The sequence below is a fragment of the Neisseria sp. P0022.S010 genome (assembly GCF_051956635.1).
The window spans coordinates 1-12,046 of record NZ_JBQCXF010000071.1 but is presented as its reverse complement, the minus strand read 5'-3'; the positions used below and the strand labels follow the sequence as shown (position 1 = coordinate 12,046).

10 protein-coding genes are annotated in these 12,046 nt (G+C 50.2%); 9 read left to right on the top strand and 1 reads right to left on the bottom strand.

Features of this window, described 5'->3' with window-relative positions; translation table 11 throughout:
- Window positions 1–2: 2 nt before the first annotated feature.
- The 9 genes from carB to ispH all read left to right on the top strand — a co-directional run bounded on the left by carB (window position 3) and on the right by ispH (window position 10,891).
- On the top strand, window positions 3–3,191 hold the full coding sequence (gene carB, locus ACTHUT_RS08720; protein WP_440418736.1) for a carbamoyl-phosphate synthase large subunit: 3,189 nt from the start codon (window positions 3–5) through the stop codon (window positions 3,189–3,191).
- A 403-nt stretch (window positions 3,192–3,594) separates the two neighbouring features.
- Window positions 3,595–5,274 (top strand): type IV-A pilus assembly ATPase PilB, encoded by a 1,680-nt coding sequence (gene pilB / locus ACTHUT_RS08715; RefSeq protein ID WP_440386033.1) that lies wholly within the window; start codon window positions 3,595–3,597, stop codon window positions 5,272–5,274.
- Between the two features lie 79 nt (window positions 5,275–5,353).
- A complete protein-coding gene (locus ACTHUT_RS08710; protein WP_188214120.1) occupies window positions 5,354–6,595 on the top strand; it encodes a type II secretion system F family protein in 1,242 nt (413 codons plus the stop codon).
- 1 nt (window position 6,596) lies between these two features.
- Window positions 6,597–7,484 carry a prepilin peptidase gene (locus tag ACTHUT_RS08705; protein WP_440386032.1) on the top strand — a complete coding sequence of 296 codons (888 nt, stop codon included), beginning with the start codon at window positions 6,597–6,599 and terminating at the stop codon, window positions 7,482–7,484.
- Complete coding sequence (gene coaE / locus ACTHUT_RS08700; RefSeq protein ID WP_440386031.1) at window positions 7,484–8,104, top strand: dephospho-CoA kinase; 621 nt, start codon at window positions 7,484–7,486, stop codon at window positions 8,102–8,104. The genes ACTHUT_RS08705 and coaE overlap by 1 nt, the downstream gene beginning before the upstream one ends.
- The gene (yacG, locus tag ACTHUT_RS08695; protein WP_308187389.1) at window positions 8,101–8,283 is read left to right on the top strand and encodes a DNA gyrase inhibitor YacG; all 183 of its coding nucleotides are present in this window, start codon (window positions 8,101–8,103) and stop codon (window positions 8,281–8,283) included. The genes coaE and yacG overlap by 4 nt, the downstream gene beginning before the upstream one ends.
- Window positions 8,284–8,364: 81 nt before the next feature.
- A complete protein-coding gene (glyQ, locus tag ACTHUT_RS08690) occupies window positions 8,365–9,264 on the top strand; it encodes a glycine--tRNA ligase subunit alpha (protein ID WP_003685919.1) in 900 nt (299 codons plus the stop codon).
- A gap of 136 nt (window positions 9,265–9,400) precedes the next feature.
- Window positions 9,401–9,907: a signal peptidase II gene (gene lspA, locus ACTHUT_RS08685; protein ID WP_308905100.1), complete on the top strand. Its 507-nt coding sequence runs from the start codon at window positions 9,401–9,403 to the stop codon at window positions 9,905–9,907.
- Window positions 9,908–9,922: 15 nt separating this feature from the next.
- Window positions 9,923–10,891, top strand: a complete 969-nt coding sequence (gene ispH, locus ACTHUT_RS08680; protein WP_049331909.1) for a 4-hydroxy-3-methylbut-2-enyl diphosphate reductase — start codon at window positions 9,923–9,925, stop codon at window positions 10,889–10,891.
- Window positions 10,892–11,012: 121 nt separating this feature from the next.
- Here ispH and ftsZ read toward each other — a convergent pair.
- Window positions 11,013–12,046, bottom strand: a 1,034-nt coding sequence (ftsZ, locus tag ACTHUT_RS08675) for a cell division protein FtsZ (protein WP_440418735.1), incomplete at its 5' end; no start/stop codon positions are given.

The following is a 12,046-nucleotide window of genomic DNA, read 5'->3' as shown; positions in this document are numbered from 1 at the left end:
CCATCCTTATCATCGGCGCCGGCCCTATCGTTATCGGTCAGGCCTGCGAATTTGACTATTCGGGCGCACAGGCCTGCAAGGCTTTGCGTGAAGAAGGCTATAAAGTCATTCTGGTGAATTCCAACCCTGCCACAATTATGACCGACCCTGAAATGGCGGATGTTACCTACATCGAGCCGATTATGTGGCAGACGGTGGAGAAGATTATCGCCAAAGAGCGGCCTGATGCGATTCTGCCCACGATGGGCGGCCAGACCGCGCTGAACTGTGCGCTGGATTTGGCGCGCAACGGCGTGCTGGCGAAATACAACGTCGAGCTGATCGGTGCGACCGAAGACGCGATTGACAAGGCGGAAGACCGTGGCCGCTTTAAGGAAGCGATGGAGAAAATCGGCCTCTCTTGCCCGAAATCTTTTGTCTGCCACACAATGAACGAAGCCTTGGCGGCGCAAGAACAAGTCGGCTTTCCGACGCTGATTCGTCCTTCTTTCACGATGGGTGGTTCGGGCGGCGGCATTGCCTACAATAAAGACGAGTTTTTGGCAATTTGCGAACGCGGTTTCGATGCGTCGCCTACTCATGAGTTGCTGATTGAGCAATCCGTTCTCGGCTGGAAAGAGTACGAAATGGAAGTTGTACGCGATAAAAACGACAACTGCATCATCATTTGCTCGATTGAAAACTTCGACCCGATGGGCGTGCATACCGGCGACTCCATCACTGTTGCGCCTGCACAAACATTGACCGACAAAGAATACCAAATCATGCGTAATGCTTCGTTGGCAGTATTGCGCGAAATCGGCGTGGATACCGGCGGCTCAAACGTGCAGTTTGCGGTAAACCCTGAAAACGGCGAGATGATTGTCATTGAGATGAACCCGCGCGTGAGCCGTTCTTCCGCGTTGGCATCTAAAGCAACGGGCTTCCCGATTGCCAAAGTAGCGGCCAAACTGGCTGTCGGCTTTACGTTGGACGAGTTGCGCAACGACATTACCGGCGGCCGTACGCCCGCGTCATTCGAGCCTTCCATCGACTATGTGGTAACCAAGATCCCGCGTTTTGCGTTTGAAAAATTCCCCGCCGCAGACGACCGCCTGACCACGCAGATGAAATCGGTGGGCGAAGTAATGGCGATGGGGCGCACGATTCAGGAAAGTTTCCAAAAAGCCCTGCGCGGCTTGGAAACGGGATTGTGCGGCTTCAATCCGAGAAGCTCCGACAAAGCGGAAATCCGCCGCGAACTGGCCAACCCGGGTCCTGAGCGCATGCTGTTTGTAGCCGATGCGTTCCGCGCGGGCTTCACACTGGAAGAAATCCACGAAATCTGCGCCATCGATCCTTGGTTCTTGGCACAAATCGAAGACTTGGTGAAAGAAGAAAAATCGGTTTCAGACGGCCAGTTGCAAGACTTGGATTATGCCGCTTTGCGCCGTCTGAAACGCAAAGGCTTCTCTGACAAACGTTTGGCACAATTGTTGAACGTAAGCGAAAAAGAAGTCCGCGAACACCGCTACGCGCTGAACCTGCATCCGGTTTACAAACGCGTCGACACCTGTGCCGCCGAGTTTGCCACCGAAACCGCCTACCTCTACTCCACTTACGAAGAAGAATGCGAATCCCGTCCTTCCGACCGTAAAAAAGTGATGATTCTCGGTGGCGGTCCAAACCGTATCGGCCAAGGTATTGAATTTGACTACTGCTGCGTTCATGCCGCACTCGCCCTGCGCGAATCCGGTTTTGAAACCATCATGGTCAACTGCAACCCTGAAACCGTGTCCACCGACTTCGACACCAGCGACCGCCTGTACTTCGAGCCGCTGACGCTGGAAGACGTGTTGGAAATCGTCCGCACCGAAAACCCATGGGGCGTGATTGTGCATTACGGTGGCCAAACCCCGCTCAAACTCGCCAACGCATTGGTTGAAAACGGCGTGAACATCATCGGCACGTCCGCCGACAGCATCGACGCCGCCGAAGACCGCGAACGCTTCCAAAAAGTATTGAACGACTTAGGTCTGCGTCAACCGCCTAACCGCATCGCCCACAACGAAGAAGAAGCCCTCGTTAAAGCCGAAGAAATCGGTTATCCGTTGGTTGTCCGTCCTTCTTACGTACTCGGCGGCCGCGCCATGCAGATTGTTCACTCTGCCGAAGAGTTGCAAAAATACATGCGCGAAGCCGTACAAGTTTCCGAAGACAGCCCCGTATTACTCGACTTCTTCTTGAACAACGCCATCGAAGTGGACGTAGACTGCGTTTCAGACGGCCAAGACGTCGTGATCGGCGGCATCATGCAACACGTCGAACAAGCAGGTATCCACTCCGGCGACTCCGGCTGTTCATTGCCTCCATACTCTTTGAGCGAAGAGATTCAAGACGAAATCCGCCGTCAAACCAAAGCCATGGCATACGCACTGGGCGTGGTCGGCCTGATGAACGTACAGTTTGCCGTACAAGACGGCGTGGTCTTCGTATTGGAAGTAAACCCACGCGCCAGCCGTACCGTACCGTTCGTATCCAAAGCCACCGGCGTACCGCTCGCCAAAGTCGGCGCACGCGTAATGGCAGGCATTTCGCTGAAAGAGCAAGGCGTAGAAAAAGAAGTCATCCCGGACTTCTACGCCGTTAAAGAAGCCGTGTTCCCATTCATCAAATTCCCGGGTGTGGACACCATTCTCGGCCCAGAAATGCGCTCTACCGGCGAAGTCATGGGCGTAGGCGCAAGCTTCGGCGAAGCCTACTTCAAAGCCCAACTCGGCGCAGGCGAACGCTTGAGCACAACCGGCAAAATCTTCCTTGCCGTACGCGACGAAGACAAACCGCTCATCGTCAAAACCGCACAAAACTTCCAAGCACTCGGCTACGGTGTCTGCGCCACACGCGGCACCGCCGAATACTTGAAAGAACACGGCATCATCGTGCAAGCGGTCAACAAAGTGCAGGAAGGCCGCCCACACATCGTGGACGCCATTAAAAACGGTGAAATCGCACTGGTGGTCAACACCGTCGGCAGCACAGTGCAATCTGTTACCGACAGCCACAGCATCCGCCGCACCTCCCTCACCCAACGCGTACCGCAATACACCACCATCGCCGGCGGCGAAGCCATGAGCGAAGGCGCAAAAAGCCGCGAACACTTGGGCGTGTACAGCGTACAGGAATTGCATGGCCGCCTGAAAAACAAAGCCTAATCAATCCTATCGGATTTAAATAGCTAAAAGGCCGTCTGAAACCTGATTGCTCAGTTTCAGACGGCCTTTTCATATTTCCAGTTCCAACCGTCTGTCCATCAAAACAACCTTTTCTGCCGTCTCCCGACAAGCGATAGCAACATGAAATATAATTTCGTTATTGATTGGATTCATATGACAAAATTGTTGTTTTTTCATCATCATCCCAAAATATTGAGTTTAACGCCTATTCTCCTTGCTTTATAATGGCCGTCTGAAAGAAAAATACAATTAAAGCAGAAGCATGTCTTTGCAACTTAAACAGATTTGCATAATTAACCATATGCTTTAATCATAATAATGATAAAATAATACGGCTTTCCTCTAAATTAAAGGGAAAACTGCACAAGAAACGGAAAATAAAATGAGTGTCGGATTATTGCGTGTTTTGGTTCAAAGCCAAACCATCTCAAATCAACAAGCGGAACATTACAACAGCCTTTTACAATCGGGCAAAGAAATCCTGCCCGACTTGTTTTCAGACGGCATCATCACCCCTAAAGCCTTGGGCGAATTGGTTGCGCGCGTATTCAGCTATCCCCTTTTGGATTTACACTACTATCCGCGCAATAATGTAGTCGGCGACATTCTGACGGAAGAGCAAATGGTGCAAAACCGTTGCGTTCCAATTTTCAAACGCGGACGCAAGGTTTATTTTGCCGTATCCGATCCGACTCAAATCCAAAACTTCCAAAAAATCGCTTTTTCTTCAGGTTTAAGTGTTGATTTGGTAGTGGTTCCCGATGACCAACTTAGCTCCTTGCTGGAATGGTTGGGTCAGCGTTCAACCACCATTCTGAAAGAAATCAACGAAGAACATGAAGCAACGCAGCAATCTCAATCACTTTATATCGATAATGAAGAGGCTGAAGACGGCCCTATCCCCCGATTCATCCACAAAACCTTATCCGATGCCCTAAACGCAGGCGCATCGGACATCCACTTTGAATTCTACGAACAAATGGCACGCGTCCGTTTCCGCGTGGACGGACAGTTGCGCGAAGTCGTACAGCCGCCTGTCGCCGTACGCGGTCAGTTGGCATCGCGCATCAAAGTGATGGCGCGTTTGGATATTTCTGAAAAACGTATTCCGCAAGACGGCAGAATTCAAATTGCCTTCCACAAACATGGCCGTCCGATTGACTTCCGTGTCAGCACTTTGCCGACGTTGTTTGGCGAAAAAGTGGTGATGCGTATCCTAAATTCTGATGGTACATCGCTCAATATCGACCAGCTCGGTTTAGAGCCTTTCCAAAAAGAAATGCTGTTTGAGGCCATCAACCGTCCTTACGGCATGGTATTGGTTACCGGCCCGACAGGCTCGGGTAAAACCGTTTCGCTCTATACCTGCCTGAGCATTTTGAACACGGAAGATGTGAACATTTCAACAGCAGAGGATCCGGCCGAGATTAACCTACCGGGCGTCAACCAAGTCAACGTCAATGAAAAACAAGGCCTGACGTTTGCCACCGCACTCCGATCCTTCTTGCGTCAAGATCCTGATATTATTATGGTCGGCGAGATCCGCGACTTGGAAACCGCCGACATCGCCATTAAAGCCGCCCAAACCGGCCACATGGTTTTCTCTACCCTGCATACCAATAATGCACCGGCCACGCTGTCCCGCCTTTTGAACATGGGTGTGGCGCCTTTCAACATCGCCAGCTCGGTCAGCCTGATTATGGCGCAAAGGCTGTTGCGCAGGCTGTGTCCAAACTGCAAACGCGAAGTGGAGCGCCCGCCAGTTCCGGCATTGAAGAAAGCCGGCTTTACCGATGCGGACTTGGCTCAAGATTGGAAGCTCTACCGCCCGGTTGGTTGCGACAGCTGCCGCGGCAAAGGCTTTAAAGGCCGCGTCGGTATTTATGAAGTCATGCCGATCAGCGATGAAATGCAAAAAGTCATTATGAACAACGGTACGGAAGTTGATATCATGAACATGGCCTATCAGGAAGGCATGGTAGACCTGCGTCGCGCCGGCCTCATGAAAGTCATGCAGGGCCTGACTTCGTTGGAAGAAGTGACTGCTCATACCAATGACTAAACTGCCATATTTTCGAAAATTACAATAAAGCGGCACGGGGAAACAGTCCGCTTTATTTCTTACTAACAAGGGATAACTCATGGCTCAAGCAGAGCAAAAAAGAAGTCTGTTCGGTTCAAGAAGCAAAGGTAAGCGTTTTACATTTGAAGGAAAAAACATCGAGACCGAACGTCTTGTCCGCGGCGAAGTAGTTGCCAAAGATGAAGAAGAGGCACGCAAAAAACTCCAGCGCAGAGGCATTCGTCCTTTGCGCATCAGCAAAGTCAAAACCGCACGCAAACGCCGCATTACCCAAGAAGACATCACAGTGTTTACGCGCCAACTGGCAACGATGATGAAGGCAGGCTTGCCGCTGATGCAGGCTTTTGAAATCGTTGCTCGCGGCCACTCCAATCCGAGTATGACCGAAATGCTGATGCAGATTCGCTCCGATGTCGAACAAGGTAGCGCATTAGGCAAATCGTTCTCCAAATATCCAAAATATTTCGACCGTTTCTATTGCAACCTGGTCAGCGCAGGCGAATCCGGCGGCGTACTGGAAAGCTTATTGGACAAACTGGCTGTTTATAAAGAAAAAACCCAAGCCATTAAGAAAAAGGTTAAAACCGCGCTGACCTACCCGATTGCCATTATCGTGGTGGCGATTGCGCTTATCTTCATTATGATGATGTTTGTACTGCCTGCCTTTAAAGAAGTTTATGCCAATATGGGTGCAGAGCTGCCAGGCCTTACCCAACTCGTCATGAACTTGTCCGATTTATTTGTCGATTACGGCTGGATTATGATTATCCTTTTGATTGCTTCCGCCTTCGGCCTGTACAAACTCCATGAAAAATCGCCTACCTTCCAAAAACGAATCGATGCTTTGATTTTGAGGTTGCCTATCTTCGGTACCATCGTCCGTAAAGCGACCATTGCCCGTTGGGCGCGTACGACTTCTACCCTCTTCGCGGCCGGCGTTCCTTTGGTGGAAGTATTAGATTCAGTTGCAGGCGCATCCGGCAATATTCTCTATGAAGAAGCCACTCAAGACATCCGCGCCAAGGTAACCCAAGGCCTGTCGCTGACATCCAGTATGCAAAGCACGGATATGTTCCCCAATATGGTGATCCAAATGGCGGCCATCGGCGAAGAGTCAGGCTCTTTGGACGATATGCTGAACAAAGCAGCCGAATTCTACGAAGATGAAGTAGACAACTCCGTCTCCCGATTGTCTGCCTTGATGGAACCTATCATCATGGTGGTATTGGGTTCGCTCATCGGTATCTTGCTGATTGCCATGTATCTGCCGTTGTTTAACTTGGGTAATGTCGTAGGTTGATATGCTTGATAGTATTTACTCTGCCATCGACGCCTTTACCGCTCTTGCGCCATTCGCCATTCCTTTAGCCGTTATTTTGGGATTGCTGATTGGTAGCTTTCTGAACGTCGTCATTTATCGCACGCCGATAATGATGGAGCGTGAATGGACACAATTTTCCAAAGAGCATTTGGGCATCGAGCTGACAGACGAAGAAAAACAGCCATTTAATCTGCGTAAACCGGATTCACGCTGCCCAAAATGCGAAAGTCCGATCAGAGTTTGGCAAAATATACCCATCCTAAGCTATGTTTTTCTAGGTGGGAAATGCCACGCCTGCAAAACCCATATCAGCATACGCTATCCGTTGATTGAGCTGCTGACAGGTGTCTTATTCGGTATTGTCGCGTGGCAATACGGCTGGTCCTGGGCAACTATTGGCGGATTGATTCTGACTGCCATATTGATTGCGCTGACCTTTATCGATGCCGATACGCAATATTTGCCCGACAGCCTGACTCAGCCCCTAATTTGGATCGGCCTGCTGTTTAATCTGAACGATACATTCGTACCCCTTCATTCAGCCGTTTGGGGTGCAATCGCAGGCTATATGAGCCTTTATACTTTATGCGCTGTCTATAAACTTCTGACCGGTAAAATCGGCATGGGCAATGGCGATTTCAAACTTTTGGCCGCACTCGGCGCATGGCTAGGCGTAGGGATATTGCCTGTTCTGATCTTCATGGCTGCCTTAGTCGGGCTGGTGGGCGCGCTCATCGCCCGTGTCGGTAAAGGTCAATATTTTGCTTTTGGTCCCAGCCTTGCTGTAGCAGGATGGATTATTTTGGTTGGCAATGCACCTATTACCCAACTGGTACAATGGTGGCTCGTACAATCAGGATTCCGATAATGACATTATGGATAGGCTTGACCGGCGGTATCGGCAGCGGCAAATCATCTGTCGCCCAAATGTTCGCCGAACTTGGCGTACCCATTATCGATGCCGATGCCATCAGTCGCTCACTGACCGCTGAAAACGGCGAAGCGCTTCCAGCCATCCGCCAGCTTTTCGGTGATGAGGTTTTTGACAGCAAAGGCCGTCTGAATCGTACGGCTTTACGGGAAGAAGTTTTCAGACGGCCTCAATCCAAAAAACAACTGGAAAAGCTGCTTCTGCCATTAATCTTAAACAAAATCCAACAGCAGAAACAAAAACTTGCTTCCTCTGCCTACGGCATTGTCGATGTACCGCTTTTAATTGAGAATCCGGCATTTAAAGCGGAAACCGACCGCATTTTAGTTGTAGATGTTCCAGAATCCGTCCAAATCGAACGCGTACACCAACGCAATGGTTTTTCAGAAGAACAGACGCGCCAAATCATGGCTACCCAAGCTTCCCGATCTGACAGATTGCTTCATGCCGACGATATATTGGACAATACCCATAGCTTGGAAGAAGCAAAAATCAAGGTTTTCCGCCTGCATCAATACTATCAATCCATTGCACAATCACTGAAAGAAACTGCATGACCGCTCCTGTTGTAAAATGTCCGACCTGCCACAAAGAAGTCGTTTGGAATACCGACAGCCCCTACCGCCCTTTCTGCAGCAAACGGTGTAAACTCATTGATTTAGGCGAATGGGCGCAAGAAAAATACACCGTTTCTTCAGAAGACGACCCTTTTTCAGACCTATTGGACAGCAAATAACCTACGCCGCTTCCTTCAGCCTATCCAAAACAGGCTCAAAACAGTAAAATACCCTCTTTATTCCAATCTATTCCATCCACCATGCTCACCTTCCAACAAATTATTTTCAAATTACAGAACTACTGGGCAGACAAAGGCTGCACCGTTATCCAACCTTTCGATATGGAAGTCGGTGCCGGTACTTCCCATCCTGCCACCTGCCTGCGTGCATTAGGCCCGGAGCCTTGGTTTGCCGCTTACGTTCAACCCAGCCGCCGCCCCAAAGACGGCCGCTATGGCGACAACCCCAACCGCCTGCAACACTACTATCAATTCCAAGTTGCGCTCAAACCAGCTCCCGCCAATATTCAAGACCTCTACCTTGACTCCCTGCGTGAATTGGGTATCGACCCTAAAGTACACGACATCCGCTTTGTCGAAGACGACTGGGAAAACCCTACTCTCGGCGCTTGGGGCTTGGGTTGGGAAGTTTGGCTCAACGGCATGGAAGTAACCCAATTCACCTACTTCCAACAAGTAGGCGGTATCGACTGCTCCCCCGTACTCGGCGAAATCACCTACGGTATCGAGCGTCTCGCCATGTATTTGCAAGGCGTGGAAAACGTGTACGACCTCGTTTGGGCAAAAACCCTTGATGGCAACATCGTCACTTACGGCGACGTTTATCATCAAAACGAAGTCGAACAATCTACCTACAACTTCGAATACAGCGATGCCGATTGGCTCTTGCGCCAATTCAACGACTATGAAGAACAAGCCAAACGCCTGCTTGCAGTTGAAGACACCAGTCTTGCCCTGCCTGCTTACGAGCTTGTACTCAAAGCCGGCCACACGTTCAACCTCTTGGATGCACGCGGTGCCATTTCCGTTACCGAACGCGCAACCTACATCGGACGCATTCGTGCACTGAGCCGTATCGTTGCTCAAAAATTCGTTGAAAGCCGCGAGAAACTGGGCTTCCCATTACTTAAAAACCAATAAGCCCGCACATGCTTACCACGCCGCCCTTTGATACATTCAAGTGGCGGCGTTTCTATTTTCAGACGGCCCCATCGCAAACACTTCCTGCCTGCTTTCAGGTAAAATAAGCCCTTTATTACATAAACCGTCTGAAAACATGAGTTCATCCTCTACTGCAAAAACGCCCTTTTTCTTACTTTCCCTCGTTGCCATCATTCTTGACCAACTGAGCAAATGGGAAATCTTGAAACACTTTACCGAAGGCGAACGCCTCAATATCATTCCAGACTTTTTTGACCTGACGCTTGCCTATAATCCAGGCGCGGCATTCAGCTTTTTGGCCGACCAAGGCGGCTGGCAAAAATTCTTCTTTTTAGGTCTGGCCGTCGTCATCAGCCTGTATTTGGCCCGTGCCATCTGGCGCGATGAGTTTGGACGCTGGGGCAAACTGGGGGCAGCCATGATTATCGGCGGCGCAATTGGCAATGTGGTTGACCGTCTGATTCACGGCCACGTTGTCGATTTTCTGCTTTTCTATTGGCAAAACTGGTTCTATCCCGCATTTAACATTGCCGACAGCTTTATCTGCGTTGGCGCGGTTTGCTTGGTATTAGATGGTTTGCTGCACAAAAAAACACCTTCAAACGACACAAAGGCCGTCTGAAAACGGAAAACACACATGACTCAAAAAACCATTATCCTTGCCAATCCCCGCGGCTTTTGTGCCGGCGTTGACCGCGCCATCAGCATTGTTGAACGTGCACTCGAAGAATTCGGCGCGCCTATTTACGTCCGCCATGAGGTCGTTCACAACAAATTCGTCGTGGACAATCTGCGGGCAAAAGGTGCCGTATTTGTCGATGACTTGGCGGATGTACCCAAGGGTGCCACGCTGATTTACTCTGCTCACGGCGTATCCAAAGCCGTACAGGAAGAAGCGGCACAACGCGGTTTCCGCGTTTTTGATGCCACCTGTCCTTTGGTAACCAAAGTCCACAAAGAAGTAGCCCGCCTCGATGCCCAAGATTACGAAATCATTATGATCGGCCACAAAGGCCACGTCGAAGTAGAAGGCACAATGGGACAATTGCCCCCCGGTAAAATGTTTTTGGTTGAGACAGTGGAAGATGTAGCCGGGCTGAACGTCAAAAATCCTGACAAGCTTGCCTACGTCAGCCAAACCACTTTATCGGTGGACGAAACCAAAGACATCATTGCAGCTTTGAATCAACGCTTCCCCAATATCCGCAATCCGCACAAAGAAGACATCTGCTACGCCACAACCAACCGCCAAACTGCCGTTAAAGAATTGGCGGAAGAATGCGATCTCGTGATTGTTGTCGGCTCGCCCAATTCTTCCAACAGCAACCGCTTGCGTGAAGTAGCCGCATTGCGCGGAGTTGATGCCTATATGGTCGATAATGCTTCCTATCTGAAAAAAGAATGGTTTGAAAACAAAACCAAGGTTGGTGTAACTGCCGGCGCATCCGCTCCCGAAGTCTTGGTTCGAGAAGTCTTACAAACCATTCAAGACTGGGGACATGAGACCATACGTGAAGGAGAAGGCGCAGAAGAAAGCATTGTATTTGTCTTGCCTAAAGAATTGCGCCGCGAGGGCGAAAACAAGCAAATTCTCAATAAAGGGTAGGCTTGTTATTTGCTTTATTTGAAAACTCAAGGCTGTCTGAAAATTTTCAGACGGCCTTAAGTTTATTTTGCCAATAAAAAAGACCTGCCTTAAAGGCAGGTCTTTTCATACATTATCCTGATTATTTCTCAGGAGTGTGTTGCTGACGGCGCAAGATTGCCGGAATTTCAAAGTCATCCAGTACAGACTGGTTGCTGAAATCAGCCGCAGTCAGATTCATAGAACGGATATTGCGGTTGGTACGAACCAGGCTTTCAGCACTGCTTTGGCTTTGAGCTTGAGGCGCTTCTTCCGCACCGCGTACCAATTGTTGGGTACGGGCAGCAGCACGCAGTTGGTTGTCAGTACCGTTTTCTTTCAAGCCGGTAGCAATAATGGTAATACGGATAGCGTCTTCGCTCATGCTCTCATCTTCGGCAGCACCAAATTTGCATTCCACTTCAGGGTGTGCATTTTGGTTGACGATGCGCATAATCTCGTTGAACTCAGACATTTTCAGGCAGCCAGGAGCAGTGGTGATGTTTACCAATACACCGCGTGCGCCATCCAAAGTAACATTATCCAAGAGTGGGCTGGAGATAGCTTGATCGGTAGCCAAACGGGCACGGTCGATACCTTGCGCGAAACCTGAACCCATCATGGCGATGCCGCGATTGCTCATCACGGTTTTTACGTCGGCGAAGTCCAAGTTGATCATGTCGCTCGGGCAAGTCACCACTTCGGAAATACCGGCAACCGCGTCACGCAGTACATTGTCGGCCGCACGGAAAGCTTCACGCATGGTCACGTCTTCGCCCAAGGCGGTCATCAATTTGTCGTTCGGGATAATAATCAGGGAGTCAACGCGCTCTTTGAGCTGATCCAAACCTGCTTGAGCGATGTGTACGCGTTTGCCTTCGTAAGCAAACGGACGGGTTACAACCGCAACGGTCAGAATACCCATTTCTTTAGCGATTTCAGCCACAACAGGAGCAGAGCCGGTACCTGTACCACCACCCATACCGGTAGTGATGAACAGCATGTTTGCACCGCGGATGGCATCTTCGATGGCTTCGCGATCTTCTTGAGCAGCGGCGCGGCCGATTTCAGGATTTGCACCGGCACCCAAACCGCGAGTCAGGTTTGTACCCAATTGAATGCGTTTAGCCGCATTGT

Excerpts from the sequence above, each read along its gene's own strand:
- yacG (WP_308187389.1), top strand. The coding sequence starts at position 8,101 with ATGACCGCTCCTGTTGTAAAATGTCCGACCTGCCACAAAGAAGTCGTT.
- coaE (WP_440386031.1), top strand. The coding sequence starts at position 7,484 with ATGACATTATGGATAGGCTTGACCGGCGGTATCGGCAGCGGCAAATCA.
- ispH (WP_049331909.1), top strand. The coding sequence starts at position 9,923 with ATGACTCAAAAAACCATTATCCTTGCCAATCCCCGCGGCTTTTGTGCC.
- pilB (WP_440386033.1), top strand. The coding sequence starts at position 3,595 with ATGAGTGTCGGATTATTGCGTGTTTTGGTTCAAAGCCAAACCATCTCA.
- ACTHUT_RS08710 (WP_188214120.1), top strand. The coding sequence starts at position 5,354 with ATGGCTCAAGCAGAGCAAAAAAGAAGTCTGTTCGGTTCAAGAAGCAAA.
- ACTHUT_RS08705 (WP_440386032.1), top strand. The coding sequence starts at position 6,597 with ATGCTTGATAGTATTTACTCTGCCATCGACGCCTTTACCGCTCTTGCG.
- glyQ (WP_003685919.1), top strand. The coding sequence starts at position 8,365 with ATGCTCACCTTCCAACAAATTATTTTCAAATTACAGAACTACTGGGCA.
- lspA (WP_308905100.1), top strand. The coding sequence starts at position 9,401 with ATGAGTTCATCCTCTACTGCAAAAACGCCCTTTTTCTTACTTTCCCTC.